27 protein-coding genes and 1 pseudogene are annotated in these 21,137 nt (G+C 54.5%); 20 read left to right on the top strand and 8 right to left on the bottom strand.

Features of this window, described 5'->3' with window-relative positions; translation table 11 throughout:
* Nucleotides 1-12 precede the first annotated feature (12 nt).
* Entirely contained in the window at nucleotides 13-228 is a 216-nt protein-coding gene (locus tag RMV17_RS15555) for a YdaS family helix-turn-helix protein (protein ID WP_311880966.1), read from the bottom strand.
* 87 nt (nucleotides 229-315) lie between these two features.
* Between RMV17_RS15555 and RMV17_RS15560 the strand changes: the two genes are divergently transcribed.
* The 6 genes from RMV17_RS15560 (at nucleotide 316) to RMV17_RS15585 (ending at nucleotide 5,009) form a co-directional block, all read left to right on the top strand.
* Nucleotides 316-1,047: a helix-turn-helix transcriptional regulator gene (locus RMV17_RS15560; protein WP_311880967.1), complete on the top strand. Its 732-nt coding sequence runs from the start codon at nucleotides 316-318 to the stop codon at nucleotides 1,045-1,047.
* A 33-nt stretch (nucleotides 1,048-1,080) separates the two neighbouring features.
* Nucleotides 1,081-2,526, top strand: a complete 1,446-nt coding sequence (locus tag RMV17_RS15565; protein ID WP_311880968.1) for a PIN-like domain-containing protein — start codon at nucleotides 1,081-1,083, stop codon at nucleotides 2,524-2,526.
* A 529-nt stretch (nucleotides 2,527-3,055) separates the two neighbouring features.
* Nucleotides 3,056-3,328 (top strand): hypothetical protein, encoded by a 273-nt coding sequence (locus RMV17_RS15570; RefSeq protein ID WP_150596909.1) that lies wholly within the window; start codon nucleotides 3,056-3,058, stop codon nucleotides 3,326-3,328.
* Between the two features lie 357 nt (nucleotides 3,329-3,685).
* Nucleotides 3,686-4,114, top strand: a complete 429-nt coding sequence (locus RMV17_RS15575; RefSeq protein WP_311880971.1) for a hypothetical protein — start codon at nucleotides 3,686-3,688, stop codon at nucleotides 4,112-4,114.
* A gap of 193 nt (nucleotides 4,115-4,307) precedes the next feature.
* Nucleotides 4,308-4,556 (top strand): hypothetical protein, encoded by a 249-nt coding sequence (locus tag RMV17_RS15580; RefSeq protein WP_311880972.1) that lies wholly within the window; start codon nucleotides 4,308-4,310, stop codon nucleotides 4,554-4,556.
* Nucleotides 4,557-4,559: 3 nt separating this feature from the next.
* Nucleotides 4,560-5,009, top strand: a complete 450-nt coding sequence (locus tag RMV17_RS15585) for a hypothetical protein (protein WP_311880973.1) — start codon at nucleotides 4,560-4,562, stop codon at nucleotides 5,007-5,009.
* Nucleotides 5,010-5,012: 3 nt separating this feature from the next.
* Here RMV17_RS15585 and RMV17_RS15590 read toward each other — a convergent pair whose 3' ends face one another.
* Complete coding sequence (locus tag RMV17_RS15590; RefSeq protein WP_311880974.1) at nucleotides 5,013-5,348, bottom strand: hypothetical protein; 336 nt, start codon at nucleotides 5,346-5,348, stop codon at nucleotides 5,013-5,015.
* A gap of 94 nt (nucleotides 5,349-5,442) precedes the next feature.
* Between RMV17_RS15590 and RMV17_RS15595 the strand changes: the two genes are divergently transcribed.
* The 5 genes from RMV17_RS15595 to RMV17_RS15615 all read left to right on the top strand — a co-directional run bounded on the left by RMV17_RS15595 (nucleotide 5,443) and on the right by RMV17_RS15615 (nucleotide 9,108).
* A complete protein-coding gene (locus RMV17_RS15595) occupies nucleotides 5,443-6,330 on the top strand; it encodes a RecT family recombinase (RefSeq protein WP_311880976.1) in 888 nt (295 codons plus the stop codon).
* On the top strand, nucleotides 6,327-7,955 hold the full coding sequence (locus tag RMV17_RS15600; RefSeq protein WP_311880978.1) for a YqaJ viral recombinase family protein: 1,629 nt from the start codon (nucleotides 6,327-6,329) through the stop codon (nucleotides 7,953-7,955). The genes RMV17_RS15595 and RMV17_RS15600 overlap by 4 nt, the downstream gene beginning before the upstream one ends.
* On the top strand, nucleotides 7,952-8,194 hold the full coding sequence (locus RMV17_RS15605) for a hypothetical protein (RefSeq protein ID WP_311880979.1): 243 nt from the start codon (nucleotides 7,952-7,954) through the stop codon (nucleotides 8,192-8,194). The genes RMV17_RS15600 and RMV17_RS15605 overlap by 4 nt, the downstream gene beginning before the upstream one ends.
* Complete coding sequence (locus RMV17_RS15610) at nucleotides 8,191-8,655, top strand: hypothetical protein (RefSeq protein ID WP_311880980.1); 465 nt, start codon at nucleotides 8,191-8,193, stop codon at nucleotides 8,653-8,655. The genes RMV17_RS15605 and RMV17_RS15610 overlap by 4 nt, the downstream gene beginning before the upstream one ends.
* Nucleotides 8,656-8,730: 75 nt before the next feature.
* Nucleotides 8,731-9,108, top strand: a complete 378-nt coding sequence (locus tag RMV17_RS15615) for a hypothetical protein (protein ID WP_311880981.1) — start codon at nucleotides 8,731-8,733, stop codon at nucleotides 9,106-9,108.
* Here RMV17_RS15615 and RMV17_RS15620 read toward each other — a convergent pair.
* From RMV17_RS15620 to RMV17_RS15630, 3 genes are all read right to left on the bottom strand, one after another.
* Nucleotides 9,101-9,757, bottom strand: a complete 657-nt coding sequence (locus RMV17_RS15620; RefSeq protein ID WP_311880982.1) for a hypothetical protein — start codon at nucleotides 9,755-9,757, stop codon at nucleotides 9,101-9,103. The genes RMV17_RS15615 and RMV17_RS15620 overlap by 8 nt on opposite strands.
* A gap of 71 nt (nucleotides 9,758-9,828) precedes the next feature.
* Entirely contained in the window at nucleotides 9,829-10,017 is a 189-nt protein-coding gene (locus RMV17_RS15625; protein ID WP_311880983.1) for a hypothetical protein, read from the bottom strand.
* 92 nt (nucleotides 10,018-10,109) lie between these two features.
* The gene (locus RMV17_RS15630) at nucleotides 10,110-10,811 is read right to left on the bottom strand and encodes a hypothetical protein (protein WP_311880984.1); all 702 of its coding nucleotides are present in this window, start codon (nucleotides 10,809-10,811) and stop codon (nucleotides 10,110-10,112) included.
* Nucleotides 10,812-10,896: 85 nt separating this feature from the next.
* Between RMV17_RS15630 and RMV17_RS15635 the strand changes: the two are divergent.
* Nucleotides 10,897-12,701 (top strand): annotated as a pseudogene (locus tag RMV17_RS15635) (DNA cytosine methyltransferase).
* A gap of 331 nt (nucleotides 12,702-13,032) precedes the next feature.
* Here the strand turns inward: RMV17_RS15635 and RMV17_RS15640 are convergent.
* Both RMV17_RS15640 and RMV17_RS15645 read right to left on the bottom strand, forming a co-directional pair.
* Nucleotides 13,033-13,365: a hypothetical protein gene (locus RMV17_RS15640; RefSeq protein ID WP_311880985.1), complete on the bottom strand. Its 333-nt coding sequence runs from the start codon at nucleotides 13,363-13,365 to the stop codon at nucleotides 13,033-13,035.
* Nucleotides 13,362-13,730: a DUF6864 domain-containing function gene (locus RMV17_RS15645; protein WP_311880986.1), complete on the bottom strand. Its 369-nt coding sequence runs from the start codon at nucleotides 13,728-13,730 to the stop codon at nucleotides 13,362-13,364. Before RMV17_RS15645 ends, RMV17_RS15640 begins: the two co-directional genes overlap by 4 nt.
* Nucleotides 13,731-14,148: 418 nt before the next feature.
* Between RMV17_RS15645 and RMV17_RS15650 the strand changes: the two genes are divergently transcribed.
* The 6 genes from RMV17_RS15650 (at nucleotide 14,149) to RMV17_RS15675 (ending at nucleotide 17,880) form a co-directional block, all read left to right on the top strand.
* Nucleotides 14,149-14,463 carry a hypothetical protein gene (locus RMV17_RS15650; RefSeq protein WP_311880988.1) on the top strand — a complete coding sequence of 105 codons (315 nt, stop codon included), beginning with the start codon at nucleotides 14,149-14,151 and terminating at the stop codon, nucleotides 14,461-14,463.
* Nucleotides 14,464-14,512: 49 nt separating this feature from the next.
* Entirely contained in the window at nucleotides 14,513-15,679 is a 1,167-nt protein-coding gene (locus RMV17_RS15655; protein WP_311880989.1) for a site-specific DNA-methyltransferase, read from the top strand.
* A 51-nt stretch (nucleotides 15,680-15,730) separates the two neighbouring features.
* Nucleotides 15,731-15,934 (top strand): hypothetical protein, encoded by a 204-nt coding sequence (locus RMV17_RS15660; protein ID WP_311880990.1) that lies wholly within the window; start codon nucleotides 15,731-15,733, stop codon nucleotides 15,932-15,934.
* A 39-nt stretch (nucleotides 15,935-15,973) separates the two neighbouring features.
* Nucleotides 15,974-16,216 (top strand): DUF4224 domain-containing protein, encoded by a 243-nt coding sequence (locus RMV17_RS15665; RefSeq protein ID WP_311880992.1) that lies wholly within the window; start codon nucleotides 15,974-15,976, stop codon nucleotides 16,214-16,216.
* Nucleotide 16,217: 1 nt separating this feature from the next.
* A complete protein-coding gene (locus RMV17_RS15670) occupies nucleotides 16,218-17,267 on the top strand; it encodes a tyrosine-type recombinase/integrase (RefSeq protein WP_311880994.1) in 1,050 nt (349 codons plus the stop codon).
* A gap of 451 nt (nucleotides 17,268-17,718) precedes the next feature.
* The gene (locus tag RMV17_RS15675; protein WP_311880995.1) at nucleotides 17,719-17,880 is read left to right on the top strand and encodes a hypothetical protein; all 162 of its coding nucleotides are present in this window, start codon (nucleotides 17,719-17,721) and stop codon (nucleotides 17,878-17,880) included.
* Nucleotides 17,881-18,010: 130 nt separating this feature from the next.
* Here RMV17_RS15675 and RMV17_RS15680 read toward each other — a convergent pair whose 3' ends face one another.
* Nucleotides 18,011-18,391 carry a hypothetical protein gene (locus RMV17_RS15680; RefSeq protein WP_311880997.1) on the bottom strand — a complete coding sequence of 127 codons (381 nt, stop codon included), beginning with the start codon at nucleotides 18,389-18,391 and terminating at the stop codon, nucleotides 18,011-18,013.
* 483 nt (nucleotides 18,392-18,874) lie between these two features.
* Between RMV17_RS15680 and RMV17_RS15685 the strand changes: the two genes are divergently transcribed.
* Together RMV17_RS15685 and RMV17_RS15690 are read left to right on the top strand one after the other, a co-directional pair.
* Entirely contained in the window at nucleotides 18,875-19,555 is a 681-nt protein-coding gene (locus RMV17_RS15685; RefSeq protein ID WP_311880998.1) for a class I SAM-dependent methyltransferase, read from the top strand.
* A 33-nt stretch (nucleotides 19,556-19,588) separates the two neighbouring features.
* On the top strand, nucleotides 19,589-21,130 hold the full coding sequence (locus RMV17_RS15690) for a class I adenylate-forming enzyme family protein (RefSeq protein WP_311880999.1): 1,542 nt from the start codon (nucleotides 19,589-19,591) through the stop codon (nucleotides 21,128-21,130).
* Nucleotides 21,131-21,137: the final 7 nt, after the last annotated feature.

Here is a 21,137-nt window from a genome sequence, read left to right on the forward strand (position 1 = left end):
CAGGGATGTCGCTTAAGCGGCTATCTCGGCCCAAGGAAACGAAGGGCATAGGTTTTCTTTTTTGAAAGCGCCTCCGGTCAATGCTTCCGCTCGCTTGGCAATAACCGGAGACATGCCGTGCTTCCCTCGAACCCAACCGGAAACGGTGCTTTGATCAACCTTGAGCTTTTCGGCGGTGGCCTCCTGAGTGCCGAAGTAGTCAACGAGTCCCTTGTAAATTGCATTCATGACGCCCCTCCATACGGGAATACCCATATATTAGGTTATGGGAATACCGATTTGCAAGAGTATGGGAGCGCCCGTAATACTCCGCGGATGGAATTCAAAGACCGACTTAAAGCAGCCCGCAGCCACGCCAAGCTTAATCAGACAGAGCTTGCGGAGCGTGCTGGCCTCACCCAGACCTCAATCTCCGATTTGGAGAGGGGTAAATCGAAGGCTACAGCCTTCGCGGCTCAGATCGCCTCAGTTTGTGGCGTATCCCCTATGTGGCTGGCGGAGGGCGTCGGCGAAATGATCAAGGGCGTCCCCGAAGAGCAACTTCAGCGGATCCAGCCCAGCGTAAAACTCGGCAACATCGAGACTTGGGACGACGAAACGCCGCTCGATGACGATGAGGTCTACGTTCCCTTTCTTCATGAAGTAGAACTAGCAGCAGGATCTGGCACCTTCGCAATTGAGGAAAGCGCTAATTCCCGTCTGCGCTTCTTTAAGAAAGACCTTCGCCATAACGGCGTTCAGTTTAGCAACGCTAAGTGCGTGAGGGTTGGTGGAAATAGCATGGTGCCGGTGCTGCGTGACGGCGCCACTGTTGGCGTGAACGTTGGAAAAAACTCGCTAAGCGATATTGTCGACGGCGAGATGTACGCCATCAACCACAACGGTCAGCTTCGTGTAAAACAGGTTTACCGCATCCCGACCGGGCTTCGCCTGCGCAGCTTCAACCGTGAAGAGCATCCGGACGAGGACTACACATTCCAGCAAATTCAAGAGCAGCAAATTTCGCTTTTAGGGCATGTGTTTTGGTGGGCAATGTATTCAAGATAATCACCAGCTTCAATAACCAAGAATGGATTCAGCATGAATGATAGCGCAAGCCAACTATTGACAAATCTAGTTAAAGTACATAGGGAAATTGAAGAAAAAGACTTTGAAAAAATCTGGAAGGAGGGAATTTTTGTTTTCGACTCCAACGTTCTCCTGGATTTATATCGCCTTCCCGAGTCTGCAAGCAAAGACCTCCTGAAAGTTCTCAAAAATAAAGACTTCACTGATCGCATCTGGATAGGCTTTCAGGTAATGGTGGAATTCCTGAACAATCGCCATGAAGCAATTAGTGATCAGAAAAATAAATTTGAAGAGGTCAGGAAACATCTTGCGCACTCTATGTCTCAGTATCATGAAACATTCAGCACGCTAACCAACTCCCTTAAGGGCTTAAAACTAAAGCAGCGCCACTCGCTTATCGACCCTGACAAATACATCAACGAACAGAAAATAAATTCCGGCGTAGAATTCATTGAAGAATTTATTGAGCATTTAAACTCCCTTGAAAAAAAACAGTCCGATGTCAATGACAAAGATACGATAAAAAGTATCGTACTCAGTCTTTTCGAGGGCAAGATAGGCCAAGGCTTCACCAAATCCGAACTTGAAAAGCATTACGAAGCAGGCGAAAAGCGGTATGTAAACAGTATCCCTCCAGGGTATAAAGACAAAGCAAAAACTGGATCTTACCTCGTAGACGAACGGGAATTCATTCGCAAGTTTGGCGATCTCATTCTATGGCATGAAATAACACGAAAAGCAAAAGCAGAAAGCTTAAAGTATATAGTACTAGTAACTGGCGACGTTAAAGAAGACTGGTGGTATGAAAAACGAGGTAAGAAATTAGGACCCCGGAAGGAGCTACTGAATGAGATCTATCACGCGGCTCCAGAGTTAGAATTCTTTCACATGTATGACACCTCGAACTTTCTATTACGAGCCAGAGATGCATTCAGCATTAATGTCCAAGAGTCGTCAATCAAGGAAGCAAAAAACCTCATTGAAAATAGCCGCACAGACAGTTCAAGCAACGATGTAGGCGCAATCTCACTGCAGCAGTTATTGTTAAAAATAAGCGGACACTTCTCCAACGCAAACTTAAAAATGACCGCAGCCTTCCAGCGCGTACCACCGTTAACTTGTAATGAAAATTTGCTTTATGATGCTTTTTTTGAGTTTTTCTCCATCTGTTTAACATACGGAAAAGGCAGCAGCATTATTGCAGGTGCTGGTACTCAAAATGGACAGCTAACGGTGCGTATCCAAAATAAATTACCTGATGAGCCTGCGTATGATTTGCTTCGTTCTGGCGAAAATGACGAGATGTTTAGTTCCAACTTATCAAGGATTCGACTAAGCCTTACAAAAGAAGGAATAACAAGTACAGTTAAGTATGCCGCCCAGAAATTCTTGGTGGATGTCACTTTTTCCAGCGAAAAACTTCTCAAGCAAATCACCACGCTTGCTGAGGACGTATAAGGCAATATTCGGAATCTAATATATAGATTACCCTTTTTCTTAACACACCTCGCCTCGTCCTCAGAGCGCTTGAAACGGCGGCGATTCTGATCGCCGCCAGCCCTCCATTTATAGAATTCTCACGATTTTCCCCACGAGCAACCATGAGCAACGCAAAAAATATGGGTATTCCCATTGACGATAAATATGGGATTACCTATATTGCACTTAAGCCGTGCACCGCGGACCTAGCAGCGAAAGCCGCGCCGCTCTTTAAAAGTCAGGAATCTTCGCGGATCGATCCCCGGAAACGGGCATAGCGCGAAACACAAACTTCGATCTCCATGCAGGCTCTGGAACCTGCCGTCCTCCCCATATGGGAGGACGCCAAACCATGCAAGCCAGCCGGCGAAGAACACCGAACACGAAATGTGTGACGCCGGCCAGGTGGGGAAACCGCGGCGCCGAGCATGGGGCGGACAGCAACACGGAATTTTTCACTGATGCACCTGGTGACGGGTGCATTGGGAAAACAACCGGAGGCAGCAGCATGCAAATCAACACGCAGAAAACAGTGCAGGTCGACGTGACTGAACTGCACCTCTACATCAAGGTCCGCGATGGATTCGCCGCAGGTCTGAAAGATGCTCAGGGCGAGGAAGTCGGCAGCTATGAAGGCTACGTGCCGGACTTCTTCCCCGGCCAGCACTACGGCGACTACTTGATCCTGAACATCGATCTGGAAACCGGGCAGATCAAGAACTGGAAGAAGCCTGGCGCCGCTGACATCGAGAAGATGCTCGCCCAAGGCGAAGACGACTGAACAACCAGCGCCACGACAGCCCTGTCGTTAACTTCCCGATCCTCTCTATGAGAGCGCATCGGGGTGTGATCTGAATCCTGCCGCCAAGCAGCACAGCTTCTATCCAGCGAGATTCGAAGGAATGAACTCGGGTCGATGCAGGGATTGCGCCTGCCTGATCACGCCCCGATGCGGACCAAACTGCCGCCTATAACCGCCCACCTGCATCAATCCCAGAATCGGTTGTCATCGAGGGCTGGTGAATTGAACACGGCCGTGGAACTCGGCGCCGGAGACGTTACCGGCAGCTCCGCGAGCTTGAGATGCTCCTAGCGGCATGGTCAAATAAGTAATGGCCTTTTGCTACGGTAATCTCAGTTGAAACAGAATCGCGGAATAATCATATTTTTCTCGGCAATGACTTTGTTCTTTATCTTGGTACAGGTATGGCATGCGAAGACTGCTCCGGAAGAGAAAATTCAGGAGCGGGAACGCCAGCTCAAAGGGCTTGCGCTCATAATGGGCGCCCAGTCCAAAAAAGTATCTGACGATTCAACTCGCGTCGATTCTGTGACCTACAACGATGAGGTCATGCGTATCTCTTACACACTCACAAAAGTTACGAAAGACGAAATCGATTCTGATGAATTCACCAAGGACGCTAAAGCGCTTGCATTTTCTGCATTCTGCAATGAAAAAGGTTTAGGACAGTTCGTAAAAACGGGTCTTTCCATTAACCTTCTGTACAAGGATTCAACCAGCTCACCGGTAGTTGAGTTTCAGATAGGCAAGTCCGACTGCCTCTGAAGACTGCCCACTGAAGCCCGCCTCTCTCGCGGGCTTTTTTCTGCGTGTCGTACCGCAATGAGTCCGCGCAGCTAGTCATCAATCTACCGACCAATCCCGAATGCACTCCCCTCCGCGCCCATCGGCAAACAGCGGAACGGATGAGTGCATCCGAGTTTTGTTGGATCAACACCCCGCCACTCTGGAGGCGACCATGCACCCAAGTGTTCAGCTCGGCAAAGAAGTGCGCGCAGCACTGCGCATTCGTTCTCGCATCGCCACAGAAGATCTTTACGCACTGATCGGCCGGCCTCTACCGGTAGCGATGCCTCGCTTCGTTGTGAAGCTGGCGGGCGTTGCCTTCTTCCATGTCATGGATAGCCGCACCGACAAAGTCCGAGGCTTTCGTAGCGATCACAACGAGGCCTGCGCTTTGGCGCGCCGGCTTGAATCTAAGGAGTAAAACATGGCTGACTTTCTCGAAACTCTGGAGGGGCCGGACTGGCTCCACGACGCAATCAACTCGCTGATCTGCGGTGACAACATCACGGCGCCGCGAGCTCACGGCAAGACAGTTGCGTTGGTAACTCCGCAATCGCTGTGGGAGGCACTGGCCGAACGCTTGGGCGCACAAGAAGATATTGCCCCACTGCTCACGGATAACCGCGAGTATCCGATTGAGCGGATGATCTGCGAGGTTATCGCCGACGGACGCCGCATGCACGGAAGGGCTTATGACTTGGCTATCGAGGCATTGGGCAAGCCGAAGAACGAAAATAGCCCGACCGCTCTTCATGAGGTAGCTGAGTCACTGATCCGGCCCCATGCGAATGAATACGGCCGGGCACGTGCCGAAGAGCTTGAAGCAAGTCGCGCAGCAGACGTGGCAGAGCAGCGCAAAGCAGACGCCGCGTAAGCGTCAAGATAGAGCTCGCTTCGCCGAGCTCTCCGCTTTTCTCAATGCCGCAGCTTGCTTCTTTGCATCAGCCGCTCGCTTTGCAACATCACGAGATAGCTCAAGGATGGTATTAGAGGCGCTTTGATAAGAATAAAAAAAACCCTTTCCTTGCGGCTCGTAAATTGTACTTCCGCGAGCGGTATCCGCCTTGTAGATCTCCTTGATGCCCAAGGCTGTCGCCAGGTTCACCATAATTTCTTCGAGAGTCGCGCGCTGATCCAGACCAGTATTTTTTATGGTCCCACCATAAAAACCATTCTGTGGTTTTGGCGCCTTAACAATCTTTGTCTTTGCCATTCCTTGACCTCGCGAATTAAGTGACTCGAGGAGTATCTCACATCCATTTTTTTGAATATAACAGCGCTCCGCGAGGATAGCGCGGGAGGCACTTATGTCCGCTCAAAGCGTGGCGCCGGTGGCGCACGACCGAAACCTTCACGTCCTTCCGCACGCAGCAACCAGCACCAGCGCTCTAGTGTTGGACGGCGACAGCTTGGACAAGATGATGCGCCTGGCCGAAGTCATGGCCACCGGCCGTGCCACTCTGCCGAAGCACTTCAACGGCAACCCGGCGGATTGTCTGGCAGTCGTCATGCAATCAATGCAATGGAAGATGAACCCTTTCGCAGTGGCGCAGAAAACGCACCTGGTGAACGGTGTATTGGGATACGAGGCACAACTGGTGAACGCCGTGATCACCACCTGCGCACCGGTGCTGGATCGCCTTCACTACGAGTGGTACGGCGCGTGGGAAAAGGTGATCGGCAAATTCACCATTAAGAATGGCGACAAAGGCGAGTACCGCGTCCCGGGCTGGAAGCTCGAGGATGAGCAAGGGTTAGGCGTGAAGGTCTGGGCGACCTTTCGCGGCGAAGACGAGCCGCGCGTGCTTGAGCTACTGCTGGCCCAGGCCCGCACCCGCAACAGCACGCTCTGGGCTGATGATCCTCGCCAGCAACTGGCTTACCTCGCTACCAAGCGCTGGTCGCGCCTCTATTGCCCTGACGTGATCCTTGGCGTGTACAGCCCGGATGAGTTGGAAGAAACCGCATCAACCATTCGCGACGTATCACCGGCGCGTGGCACATCAACAGCTGAGCTTCCTCCCTACCCCGACGAGAAGCTCACAGAGAACTTGCCCAAATGGCAAATCGCTGTCGACGCCGGCCGCTCCGCCCCTGATCACCTGATCGCAACCGTCAGCAGCAAATTCACCCTGAGCGAAGAGCAGACCGCCAAGATCAAAGCGCTCTCGCCAATTGAAGGAGACCAAGAATGAAAATCCACAATGTCGCGCAGGGCTCCGAAGCCTGGCACGCGCTCCGCGCCAACTACTTCACCGCATCCGAAGCACCGGCAATGATGGGCGCGTCGAAACAGATGAAGCGCACCGAACTGCTGCACGCAAAAAAGACAGGCCTCGATCGAGATGTGTCGTGGTGGGTGCAGAAAAACCTCTTCGACAAAGGGCACGAAGCGGAGGCACTTGCTCGGCCGATTCTCGAAGGGCGAATCGGAGAAGATCTGTTCCCCGTCGTCGGCACCGAAGGTGATCTGCTCGCATCCCTCGACGGCTGCACAATCCTCGGCGACGTGCTGTTCGAACACAAAATGTGGAACGAGCAGCTTGCCGCCGACGTTCGCGCCGGCAACCTTGATGCGCACTATTACTGGCAGCTCGAACAGCAGCTGCTGGTGAGCGGCGCCGGGAAGGTAATCTTCGTCTGCTCCGATGGCACTGAAGAACACTTCGTTTCGATGGAATACACACCGGTACCGGGCCGAGCCGCGACACTCGTAGCAGGCTGGAAGCAGTTCCAAGCCGACCTTCTGGACTTCACTCCCGCCGAGGTGGTGCCGGAGGCCGTCGGCAAAACGCCGGAATCATTGCCAGCGCTGCGCATCGAGGTGACCGGCATGGTCACCGCCAGCAACCTAGAGCAATTCAAAGCTTACTCCCTCGCTGTTTTCGGCTCGATCAACACCGAGCTGCAAACGGATCAGCACTTCGCCGACGCAGAAAAAGCGGTCAAGTGGTGCGGCGATGTCGAGGAGCGTCTGGAAGCTGCCAAGCAGCACGCGCTGAGCCAAACCGAAAGCATCGACGCACTGTTCAAGACGATCGATGACATCGCGGCGGAGGCACGGCGCAAGCGCCTAGAGCTGAACAGTTTGGTAAAAGCCCGCAAGCTCAGCATCCGTGAAGACATCGTCATGGATGCAGCCAAGGCACTTCAGGTCCACATCGACCAGATCAACTCTTCGCTGGGCGGCAAAGCGCGCATGCCCACGGTGCCTGCGGATTTCGCCGGAGCCATCAAAGGCAAGAAGACGATCAGCAGCCTGCGCGACTCTGCCGATTCCGAGCTGGCCCGGGCAAAGATTGCCGCCAGCCAAATCGGCGACAGCATCCGGAGCAACTTGGCCAGCCTAGACGAGCTCGCCGCCGACTGCATGTTCCTCTTCAATGATGTGCAGCAATTGGTGATGAAGGCGAACGAAGACCTGGTCGCGCTGGTCAAGGTGCGGATCTCGGAACACCGGAAGGCAGAGGAGCAGAAAGCCGAAGCTCAGCGCGAGCAGATCCGTCAGGAGGAGCTGAAGCGAATCGAAGACGAGGCGAAAGCCAAGGCGCCGGTCGAACAGGTTCCAATTGCCAGCCCGGCACCAGTGAAAGCTGCTGCGCCGGTTCAGTCAGCCTCGAAACCATCGACTTCAACCGCGGCGCCGCTGAACCTGCAGGCCGAAGTGTTCGATCTGGAGTCGCTGATCAAAGCTGTCGCATACGGCCAAGCCCCTATTTCGGTGCTGACTGTTGACTGGGAAGCGCTCGACGCGATGGTCGCCGCTCAAGGCTCCAAGTTCAGCATGGCCGGCGTGAAGTTGGTCAAGGTGGCGGCATGATCAGCAACCACCTCAACCTCGTTGAGCAGCACCGACCGGACGCCGAGTCGATCTCTGAGCGAATCGCACAGTACCTGGCTGCCGGCGGGCGGATCGACCAACTGAAAAGCCCGCCGCGCAATCCGCTGCCACCGCCCCGCTCGAACAAAATAGACCCTGAAACGGTCCTCAAGCGGCGCCCGAAACCGATATCGGCAGCCGACCGCAAGACACTGCGCAAAATGGCGGATGCGATATGAAGTCGAAGCGCAAACCCAACAACGGTTTCGCCCGGGCTGAACGCAGTTGCCGGGCGCTGCTGCGCACCAACCACGTCGCGGTGGTGAACATCGACCCGAGCGGCAGCCAGATCATGGCGAACTGGAAGAGCTGCAAGCAGATCCGCAGTCTGGCGATCGCCAACGCTATTTTCGATTTCTCGTATCGCTGGAAGATCTACATCGGCGCCATGTGTCGCGACGAGCGCGGCGCTGAGTACATCAAGTCGGTCGAGATCTCGCCAGAGGGCATCTGCAAGGTCGAGCGCCTGACCGATGCGATCGAGCATTACTATCTGGAGCTGCGCAACAGCTGTAACCCGACCCATATGGTGGCGTCAGGCTGGATCGCCATTCCGGACGAAGTTTCGATGGATGAAGCCGAAGCCGCGAAGCTGTTCTACGCCGCCGGCGCCTGGCATCAGGTGAAGGTCGCAGCGTGAGACGTTTTCGCACCCAACAACGCAAACGACAGACCTGGCTGGACTTGCCGGCCAGCGGAATTGAAGAGGTAGGCCATGGCCGAGGAAAAGGAACTGACGGAGGAAGCCAAGAAGCAGCGCAGGAAGCGCGAGAAGGCAGCAGCAAAGGACGCTGCATTAGGCGTCGAGAAGTTTACGGTTGAGGTCGCCGGCGTGTTCAAGCCGGATCTGAAGAAGGTGATGAAGGATCACGGCTTCAACAACCAGCAGGAGGTGTATCAGAACCTGCTGCGCAACCTGATCGCCGCCGACTTCGAAACCCAGGCCAAGATGCTGCACTGTGTTACGACACCTTATGTTGTTACCGAAAAGGTGTCGCGACTGATCGAGGCGGCCGGAAGGAAGTCACTCGCCGACGATCCGCCAGAGCCTGATGACGAGGTCGAGATGCCATTTATACGTAAGATCAAATAGGCAGATCTCGCATACGACAAAATTGTATTAAACCCGGTTCATCCAAAATTATATGACTGAGGACGTCATCACCTTTAGGGCGCCAAATCGCTCGAACCTCATATTGCTCTTGAAATTCGGGCTCTTTTATCAACGCAGGATGCGTGCCCCAGTCTTCACCGTTCCACTCTTCCGCTCGGCCTTTGTAATGAACACGAGATACGCACATTAACTCAACAGGAGTGATCGCATTTAGAGCACGAGTTAAAACTTCGTAAAACGCTTCCAAGTCTGAAATTTCGACACAAGAGTCAGCTTTATCAAATTGTGCAAGCGTATTCGCGGAGTAGCGTTCTGACGTGCAGTGTATAAAGCAATCTTGGTGATTAAAGCTCTTAATCTGGTTAAAGTTAGTTAAGTTAGCCCGTACGCCTTTCCCCATTACGAAACCACCGAACTGCTCAAAAGATTTTTTCTGTTTTTCGCTTAATGTGTCCGTATTAGCGGAAGGAATATTAAACGATACTTGCTTTTTGCCTTCGTTAGCATCCGCTATACCTTTTTTGTGCTCAGCTTTCCGAAAATCATGGAGGGTTCCAACTCGGATATTTCCTCTAGATAAGAGGTTTTGGCTATGGATGGTTTCTGAATACTTGAATACCGGAAGCATGACTAACTCCTTTTGATGAACCCGAATCCAGGGCCGAACACAAATACCGCAACGGTCGGAGATACGCCAGCTCAGACGAAATGCGGCGGCTCAACGATTCGATGCTTCGACTCCATGTAGCTGGCCAGGTCGATCACCTCGCGAAGGAACACGACCACCTCAAGCTTCACCGCGTCGTCCGGCAGCCCTATCTGTTTCAGCATTGCTTTAGCGTCCTCTTCGATAGCCGCTAGCGCATCTACATCGCTCTGCAACCTCATGTCGGCCTCCTGCCAGTGTGAGATTGCAGATAAATAACCCACTTTTACGAATCACGCCAGCCGACAGCATTGGTCTGCTGAGCTGGTCGGGATCACCATAATCGTTCGGTTGATCGTTGGTACTTCGTCATCCAAGTTAGAAACTCGTTACCCGTGAAGGTAATCTGAATTTTTTCCTCGACGATGACTATAAGATCTTTGGCAACAAGAAAATTCAGATAAGGCTGCAGCTCCCAATCATCCATAGTCGGTTTAAACCTCGCCTTGTGTTCATCCCACTCACGCTCCACTTCGACCATTGACAACCCAACCAAAGCACGCGCATTCAATAACTGAAGCAACTTAATTTGCCCACCGTAAATGTAGGAATAAATCCCTTCAAAATAACAAAGCACACGCCACCCAGCGTCGTTAACACGCAGATATTGTAAAGCGTCGGCGTCACTCTTCCCGTCAATCTCTTTCTTCACAAGTTCTAAAGCAAGCTCAAATGTATGAGGAAAGTCACCACCAGGCATACTTTTGAAGTCACCATTTTTTGTTGATGGCTGAACTGGAGGGACTTGCGCCTCAACTTCAAAGCCGTCCGCGCCTATTTTCTTTATACGAGGAAGGATGTTTTTTATTTCACCTCTGAAGTAATACACCCCGATACAAAACATAATTAGAACAGAGTGCGGCCAGCCTAAACCGACCCACAGCGCTGCAACCACTTGCTGAGCCCACTCCCACACAGAATTCACGCCTGAAATAAAGCTAGGCCATTCGCAACTTGAATCCGGTGATCCGTTCAAGGCTTCTACTCCAGTTTCCAGTTCTGGCTAGGTCACCAATCAATAGCTCATAACAATCAATCACGCCAGCCGGCGAGGATCCCCTATGTCCGCACAACAGAAATTGCATCAATTCATCCATGGCCAGCCGAGCATCGGCCTGCCGTTCGAAAAGGAACTGGTGGTTGACCTGTTCGCCGGCGGCGGTGGCGCCAGTACCGGAATCGCCCGGGCATACCGGGAGCCGGACGTGGCGGTGAACCACAATCCAATCGCCTTGGCTGTGCATCGCGCCAACCACCCAACTACAGCGCACTACGTGGCTGACGTGTTCGAGGTTGACCCGCGGGAAGCCACGGGCGGACAGCCGGTGGCGATCATTTGGGCATCACCGGATTGTCGTCACCACAGCAAGGCCAAGGGCGGCGCGCCGCGCGATCGTGGTGTTCGGGGGTTGGCCTGGGTGGTGATCCGCTGGCTGTTCGTAACTAAGTCGCGCCTGCTCTTCCTCGAAAACGTTGAAGAGTTCTGCGACTGGGGCCCGATCGACGACGACGGCCAGCCGATCAAGTCTGAACGCGGCCGCACCTTCAAAGCGTTCATTGCCGCAATCAGCACCGGCCTACCCGCTGATCACCCGGACATGCTGGAAATCATTGAGGCGATCGGAGAGTTCGTGCCGATGGAGGCTCTGGTGCGCGGACTGGGCTACAACGCTGAGTGGCGGGAGCGCATCGCGGCGAACGCCGGCACACCAACTATCGCAAGCGGCTTTATCTGGTGGCGCGCAGCGACGGCAAGCCAATCGTTTGGCCGGCGCCGAAGCGTCATAAGCGGTCAGCGGCGAAGCAATTGCCATGGCGATCCGCGGCCGAATGCATCGACTGGAGCAACCTCGGCCGCACGATCTTCCGCGAAAGACCGATGGCCGAGAACACCATGCGACGCGTGGCCAAAGGGTGCTGGCGCCATGTACTGACCAGCGCGAAGCCATTCATTGTTCCTATGCGCGGTACATCTTCGGCGCACACCAGCACGCACGGTGCCGACGAAGCGCTTTCGACGATCAGCGCGGGCGGCACTCACCACGCGCTTGTGCAGCCGGTAGCAGCACCATTCCTCACCGAGTGCGTCAACGGATCAGCGCAGCGCAACTTTGACGTGCAGGAGCCACTGCGCACTCAGGTCGCCCAAGTCAAAGGCGGGCACTTCGCCATGGCGGCAGCGCATATGACCGCGTTCGGGCAGAACGCCGCGGGCAGCTCACCTGACGATCCAGCGCAGACGGTTATGGCCGGCGCTGCTAGGCACGGCATCGTCACAGCGTTCTTTGAACAGGCCAATGGCGGCTTCTACAAGGGTGACGGCCGATCGGCCTACGATCCGATATCGACCATCTGCCAGTCCGGCGCCAATCAGCGGCTGGTGAGTGCTTACCTGGTGAAGTACTACGGCAACGAGAAGGACGGCATCTCGCTCAATGAGCCGATGCACACGCTGCCGACGAAAGATCGCGTCGCGGTTGTCGAGACGGTGCAGGTGCCCGACATGCTGACTCCTGAGCAGATGGAAGGCGCCCGGCGCTGCGCCGCCTTCATGCACAACTACCTGCCGGAGCACTTCAAAGATCCGGCTGAAATGGTGATGGTCGGCGGCTACGTGCTGATAGATATTACGCTGCGCATGCTGCAACCGCCTGAGCTGAAGGCCGCTCAAGGCTTCGACAAGAACTACATCATCGATCGCGGGCTGTTCGTCGACCCCGTAACCGGCGCCGAGGAATGGCGCGACATCAAGAAAGTCGACCAGGTGCGACTGATCGGCAATAGCGTCTGCCCAGACGAAGCCGAGGCACTGGTCGCCGCCAACGCCGCAGACATCATTGAGCTTTACCAGCGGCTCGCCGCGTAACTCAGGCAAGCCACACCTGCCAAGGCATCGTGTTGAGCCATTCGATCAAGTGGTACATCTGCTTCAGTGCTTGGTCGATGATCATCTGCAGCAACAGGTCTTCAATGATTCGTTTCATGCGGGTCGTCTCTGGCGTGGTGATAGCCAGATTGTTCCGTCACGACCTTCTCAGCGCATCGGGGGAAAGTTGTGGAAAGGCTCCACACAACGAAAACTTCGAACATCTCCCCCATTGACACCCTCCACCGCCCGGGCATGCCCCGGCATAGGACACCCCACGCTCAAAAAAACTGCCAATCCGTTTGGCTCAAACAGTGGATAAACGTATCAATTACCTACCTTTGCCAAACGAATAACCAAGTGCCAGCGTAATAATGGGAAGAAATATAGACCAAACACCCTTCACCACTTCAAGAATCTCTGCCGCCGTCATAGCGGGCGGAGAAAACGTCCTTATATAAATAGCGCCACAGGTAACCGAACCAATAACGAAACTCCAGAAAATTGTTATATATATAAAAGTATCTTTTGCATAATCCCCAGACCCAATTTGTCTGGTAATAGATCCTTCGACCTGTTGAGCAGGCTGGGATGATGTGTTTACGATCCGCGTTTTCGGTTCATCATCAATTTCTCCAGTCTGCGGAGTAGCATTATCTATCATGCATCCCCCTCAACCCAGATATGGTAGTCAAACTTTCTCGAGGTCACTTTTGACCCAGTGTGCAACTTGGTCCAGTAGGTTATAAAAATCTGCCATTTACCAGCCCTGGCAATTTTTATTGGAGTGTAATAATAATCACCTTTAGCACTATTGTGATTATATATATCTAGATACAACTTGCCCTGCTCAACATTTACCTTATATCTAGAGGTACCATCATCATCTAGAAACCGAACCATGCAAGACCAATCATCTAGAAAGATTTCCATTTCTGGATTTTCGCCAGTCAATGACACCGACTGACTACTAATCATATATCTCGCGCCAACCTTAGTCCGCACAACTGGCGCAAACATGTCTTCCATTAACCACCCCGCAATTTCTAAAAAATAACTAATCGTTCCAGGTTAAACGCTACCATACGAACAGCCATGTAAACATACCACTGAAAACCCCTCGACACCCACAAAACGATGCCGAAAAAACGATAGCCGATCTAAGCTTGGGTCTAGGACGCCTTGGGTAGACGCCGCGCAACATGTTCATGATGAATGCATTCGAGAGCGGACGCAAAACGCAGCGGATCAGTGTATTGGATGTGCATTGCGTGTTTATGCGCCGACTCTTGAGGAAGGTCGATCAAGTAACCTGCTGCGGCGTAGGCCTGGATCGATAGTACGAGCAGTTCAACTACATCCTCAAGTCGATGCGCAAATCAATCGCCACCCCTCTGTAACTCCCTCCTCCTTCAAAGTCAGCCGCTATAGCGGCAAGGACGAAGTCATGTCTGAAGAAAAATTGATTGGCCCCGTCGAAGTCGTGCGCGATGAAGACGGGTACTGGTATCACCCGAACATTCCGGACTTCGATGAAGACGCCGAAGCATGGAAAGCATGGCTCAATACCCAAGGCCTGCAGGTCGTGGGCTGGCACATGGATTCCGACTTGGAAACCCACCCCTACTGGGAAGACGATTCAGCTCACTGCCTGGGCTGGGAGCCAGAGACGCCATCAGGCGATGGCTGGTTCCTGCTCGGCATCTTCGACACAGACGACGGCCCCTATGTGCAGTGGGCTCGCCGCGAGGTGACGCCATGATCTTCGCCCCGCTCTACATGGCCTACCTCATCTACAAGGGGCCGTGGCGATGAACAGTTATCAGATCCTGATCGGCGACTGCCTGGAGCTTCTTCGGCGGATGCCCGACTGCAGCGTCGATAGCGTGATCACTGACCCACCATACGGCCTATCGTTCATGGGCAAGAAATGGGACTACGACGTTCCAGCAACCGAGGTGTGGGCAGAGTGCTTACGCGTGCTCAAACCCGGCGGGCACTTGCTTGCCTTCGCCGGTACACGCACGCAGCACCGGATGGCGGTTCGCATTGAGGATGCTGGTTTCGAGATCCGCGACATGATTGCCTGGGTGTATGGCTCCGGCTTCCCCAAGTCGCACAATCTCGGCGGTTCGTACGAGGGCTGGGGCACAGCATTGAAGCCGGCGCTCGAGCCAATCACTGTCGCTCGGAAACCATTTTCCGGCACGGTCGCTGCCAACGTCCTCAACCACGGCACGGGGGCGCTGAATATTGAGGCCTGCCGAGTCGCTGTGGTTGACGCGGCCTACGCCCGTAATTGCTCTGGTGATCGCAATGCTGCCGGCACTCGATCGTGTGAAGCGCAGGGCGTGACCAGTTTGCGCGCCGGAGGTGGATCCGCTGCGTCCGGCCGTTGGCCTGCCAACCTGATCCATGACGGCAGCGCCGAGGTAGTCGCGCTATTTCCCGCTCAGGCGGGCGCCTCTGCGCCTGTGACCGGCAATGAACCCACGGCCAACGGATTCAGCGGGGCGGTCAAGTACAGCGGCATGCGCGAACGGGTGGCCGGAGCTTTCCACGCCGACAGCGGGAGCGCGGCGCGGTTCTTCTACTGCGCCAAGACCAGTCGCAAAGATCGCAACGAAGGTCTTCTCAGCTCGGATGCTCCCGCTGTCGCCAAGGACGCAACCATGCGCGACTGCGAGACAGCCGAATGGAGTACTCGAAACGGCAACAGCCATCCAACGGTGAAGCCGACTGACCTGATGGCCTACCTGCTGCGCCTGGTAACACCGGCCGGCGGCGTTGCTCTCGATCCATTCATGGGCAGCGGAAGCACAGGCAAAGCCGCGATGCGTGAAGGCTTCAAGTTCGTCGGCTGTGAGATAGACGAGCAGTACGCGGCCATCGCCCGAGCGCGCATCGACCACGAAGTGACACGACAGCAAGAGTTGCGAACCGAATCTGATCAGCTCGATCTGTTCGGCACCGGCTAATTCCTCCCCCAACTCAACAGCCTGCCGCTGTACGGCGGGCGAGGTGCATGCATGTTTATTTGCGCAGAAACCAAGATCGGGCGGTGCAAATCGCTCGGCGATCAGGTGCGCGTTCTGGCGCTTCGCCACGGTGGCGGCTGGAGTCAGGCGCGCGAGGATCTGGTGAAAGAAGCAGAGCAATGGTTTGGCCGAGAGCCGGTCACTACAAAACAGGAATGGCGCGCCGTCCGCGCCGAAGTCTTCCGCACCGAATAACCACCTTCTGCCGCAACGCGCGGCATGGAGCAATACCCCATGAAAACCGAAATCCTCTCTGACGAGGAGCTGGCCGAACTCACCGGCTACAAGGCCCGGGCCTACCAGCGCCGCTGGCTGATTGATCGCCAATGGGTCTTCGTCGAAAGCCGAGGCAAGCGTCCACTTGTGGGCCGCATGTATGCCCGTATGAAGCTGGGCATGATCAGCCCCACAATTGCCGATCCTAACCCGCCACCGGCCGCGCCGGCATGGACGCCAGACTATTCGCGAGTGAACTGATATGCGCCCCCGCAAGACCGAGCACCAGCACCTTCCCCCTCGGATGTACAAGCGCTCAAGGAAGCGCAAAAACGGTAGTACCTGGACCGCGTATTACTACCGTGACCTGCTCGGCAACGATATCCCTCTCGGCAAGGATCTCGACAAGGCCAGGCTGAAGTGGGCCGAACTCGAAGCCAAGGAAAAACCGCTCGACCTGCGAACCATGAAGGGAATCTTCGACCGGTACATTCGCGATGTGGTGCCAAAGAAAGCACCGCGCACGCAGAAGGACAATTTGGCAGAAATCAAGCAGCTTCGGCCGATGTTCGACAGCGCTCCGATCGACTCGATCACGCCAGCAACGATTGCTGGCTACCGAGACGCACGATCGGCGAAGGTCCGGGCGAACCGTGAGATCGCTACCCTCTCCCACATTTTCAACATTGCACGGGAATGGGGGCTGACGACGAAGGAGAATCCCTGCCAAGGCGTGCGCAAGAACAAGGAGACGCCGAGGGACTACTACGCGAATGATTTGGTTTGGGAGGCGGTATACAAGAAGGCAGCTCAGGAGCTGAAGGAAGCGATGGACCTAGCCTATCTGACCGGGCAAAGGCCGGCAGATGTGCTGGTTATGCGGAAGGATGATGTTGAAGGCGGGTATCTGACTGTTCAACAGAACAAGACGCACAAGAAGCTGCGCATTCAGATGACGACCGCCGGAGAGGCGAACAGCCTGGGCATTCTGATCGCGGCGATCACAGAGCGAAACGCTGCGCACGTTTCGAGCTACCTGATCATCAACCGGAGCGGTAAACGGATGACTGCGACGATGCTGAGGAAGCGATGGGACGCGGCGCGAGAGAAGGCAAAACTGGAAGCTCTTGAGCAGGGAGACGAGCTGCTGGCTAAGCGGATCGGTGAATTCCAGTTCCGGGATATTCGGCCGAAAGCGGCGTCGGAAATCAGCGATGTTGGTGACGCCAGCCTGTTGCTCGGGCACACAAAAGGCGACATTACTGAGCGGGTTTATCGCCGTGTCGGCGCGATCGCCAAACCCTCAAAATAGGCAAAAAATGCGTTCCATAACTCGAAACGCGCCCCTTGTAGAATGCGGTCTGTAGAGGTGCTGTAAAACAAAAGTATTGGAACGAAAAAGCGTCTGAGGCCGCGTATTCAGCGGCTTTCCATAGCGGTCTTGAAAACCGTCGACTGTAACAGGTCCATGAGTTCGAATCCCATCGCCTCCGCCATCTTATGTACGACAAAGCCCTGATTATTCAGGGCTTTGTCGTTTCTGGCGTCCTGAAAAATTTCTGTCGTGCCAATAGGTTCAGTGCGCTGACGTCACGAAAAACAGCTCACCGGCTTTGCGCTGCGAGCTCGTACGCTTTGAAAATCTTCTCTGCGGCGCCGTATCACAATTCAACAGCCAGAGAATGAACATACGTTCATCGAAAACATGACTCGATGCGTCTAGGCTGCGGGTTCCGACATAGTGACTACAGGAGTAACCCACCATGTTTTCGCACGAAAGCGTCCCGCTCATCATCATATTTGTCATCATGCTGACAGGCGTGCTTACGGCCTTTTTGCACCCGGTGCATGCGCTCTTTAGCTGGCTTCGGAGGCGCAGGGAAAGATCGACCGTCAAGATCGCAGAAGACATGAATTCGCGCTGAATTCTTCCATTAAAGGCCCGGATGCGTCTGGGCTTTTCACGCCTGAGACGAAGAAAAAAACACAGTAGAACAGACCGTTATTGCTTTGAGCATTCTGTTCTTCCTTGGCGTAATTCTAGAAAGTGTCCTGTCACTCTGCCGAACGCCGCATCTCCTCCCGTGTAGGCATGGTCCAGTCCGAGGCGCGTCGTTCATAAATAGAGTCGGGCTTCTGCTCTTCGTAGCTGAACATCAATAAGTAAAGCCCCAGCGCCACTGCAGCCAACAGTGCCCTGCCGATCGGGTTGGCATCCTTCGGCAGTCCACCGGGGCCGATTGCTACCCAGCCCCCGCGAAGGTAAGCAAACACGGCTTGGGTAAACCACGCTTGTGCCCCTACGCATGTCCAAAACTGACTCCACCCGCCTGTGAAGCGCCAGAACGCATTGACCAGTGACGCGATCACCATGACCGCCAGGATCAAATAACGAAAACGTTTGAGAGCGCTAAGAATGCGGCTTTCCTGCTTCATATCTGCCTTGTTCTCACTTCAAGAAAAACCATCCGATTATACATTCGAGACTGCAAATATCGGCCGATCTGCGCTTGACATAAGTACTGGCGACTCGTCCTTCCCGGTCAAAATCAGCGGCCACTCAAGATCAGCATTATTCTCAACCACAACAATTACAATAATTTCTTATTACACAATCAATGTAACTACACCGTGACAAAAAACATCCACACCCAGCCTCGCTTCGCCTTGACAGGAGAAACCGTGCGATGGAACTATCCCTTCCGCTATCAGGTCTTCCAAAACACTCGATAGCCATGGGTAACACTTGAAAAACAAAAAATGAAAAGGAGTTTCATTATGTCTTGCCCTCGCCCGCACCCTCATCTCCCCCTCTCTATCGCTTCATTCCTTCAACATCATTCCTGACATTGCTTGACCGCATGCGTTAATCCGTGCGGCTTTCCGTGTGCTCACGTATATCGATGACAGAGAATAACTATGAAAGTAGTGAATAGTTCCGTCTTGAAAGAATGGTATGACAGAGAATATAACGCCAGCGATAACGGCGCGCTCTTCGGTGAATTGCGCGGTGAACTGAAGCAGTTTCTGGACGACCTGCCTGCGGGTCCGGGTCAGGCTCTGGAACTGGGCTGCGGCGATGGTCGCAACCTCACGGCATTGGCCCGCAAGGGCTACAGCGTGAGCGGCGTGGATATGGTCGACAGCACGGTGCAAAGTCGCAAGCACAACCCCTGGCTGCGAGAGTTGAATTTCGAGCAGGCCGACATTCTCGACTACACCCCAGCCCCGCAAGCTTACGACGTGCTCGTATGCTCTGAAGTTCTGCACTTTTTTACTCCAGACGAACTTCAGCAGGTAATGCCCAAATTAATCAGCGCAGTCAAACCGGGTGGGTTTGTATTTCTCGACCTGTTATCCGACTTGACGCGTTATTTTCAGGCAACTGGCGAACCGTTTATCTGGGACAAGGAAGCGGGTTTATCCATTCTGCAAAGCGAAGGCTTGTTTGATCTGTGGTTAGCAGACTTCGAAATTTTTGCATTCAATCACTTCTTCGATAAACAGAGTTGGCCACTGAGCAATTCAGACAATTTGCCGATTGATCCATATACCTGGCAAGGCACCTATGTTTCGGTGTGCGCAAGAAAACGTAAATAAGCCCCCAGGTTGTGCTTGAAAGGATATTGAGCGATGCAACTTTTTCATCAGGTTATCGCGAATAACGCGAGTATATACCCGACAAAACCGGCGATTGTCCTTGATGGGGTGACGACTACTTATCAGCAACTGCAGCAACGCGCGGATGACATTGCCGCCCTGCTGCCAACCCTGGGCGTTGCGCCGGGTGATCGCGTGGGTTTTTACGCCCCCATCAGCGTTGATCTGATCGCCGCCTATCTGGGTGTACTGCAAGCCGGGGCGATCACCGCCGCCACCCATCACACCCTGAGCCGCGCCAAGCTGATCCATCAACTCAAACATTCGGGCGCACGGGTGCTGCTGACCGACTGTACCGAAGATCTGCCAGGACTGATGGAAGCGGCCGGTCTGGATCTGGTCCTGCTGACTGTTGCTGCGCCCTTGGCTTCTTCGCCCGTCATCGTTCTGGACGAGGTCATCACGGCACAACGACAGCAAAAAAACCGCACCGCGCCGCTGCCGGCCGAAGACCCCGAGCGTGCCACTTCGATCTTTTACACCTCGGGCTCGACATTCAATCCCAAGGGCGTGCTGGTCAATCACCGGATCATGCTAGCGGCCAGCAGCCGCGTCACCGCTTACCTGCAGAATACCCCCGACGACCGCATCCTCAGCTACTCGACGCTGGCGTCCGACTATGGCGTCTACAACGTGATGATGCCGTTGTTCGCCGGCGCTACCAGCGTCATCGAAAGCCGTCCCGCCAGCAGCGCCGAGGATGTGCTTGCGGTGGTCGAGCGTGAGGCGGTGACCGCCATGCACGTATTTCCACCGGTGTTTTTCCTGCTGGCCAATACCGATCCGGGCTGGCAGGCACGGATCCCCGGCCTGCGCTACATCTCCAGCAGCGGCCAGGCTTTGCACACCCGGCACATCCAGCAAATCCGCCAGGCGTTGCCGCAGGTACGGATCTTTTCCAACTACGGGCTCACCGAGTGCAAACGCGTCAGCTACCTGTCGCCCGAGGAGATTGATCAGCGCCCCACCTCCGTGGGCAAACCCCTGCCGGGAGTGAGCCTCTATCTGTTGGACGAACAGGGCCAGGCGATCGACCAGCCTGGCGAAGTCGGCGAACTGTTGGTGACCAGCGATTACCTGATGCTTGAGTACTGGGACATGCCCGAGGCCAATGCCAAGGCATTCGTCCACGATGCCTTCGGTCATTCGCGGCTGTATCGCACAGGTGATTTGTTCAAACGCGACGCCGAGGGCTATCTGTATTACGTCGCCCGCAAGGACGATGTCTTCGCGCGCAATATCTGGAACGTCAACCCACGGGAGATCGAGCAATGCCTTGCCTCGCATCCGGCGGTCGCCGAGGTGCTGGTCGTACCGGTCGCCGACGAATCGGCCGGCCATGTGCCCAAGGCCTGCATCGTGCTCGCGCCAAGCCATGAACAGACCAGCGAACAGGCCTTGCTCGATTACTGCAAGTCCCGTCTGGACTGGCATATGGTGCCCGCCCATTGCGTATTTCTTGAAGCCTTGCCGAAAACCTACTCGGGCAAGTTCACCACCAAAGGACTGATCTGACAGCAGG

It is taken from the genome of Pseudomonas sp. VD-NE ins (genome assembly GCF_031882575.1).
Classification (GTDB): Bacteria; Pseudomonadota; Gammaproteobacteria; order Pseudomonadales; family Pseudomonadaceae; genus Aquipseudomonas; species Aquipseudomonas fluorescens_BZ.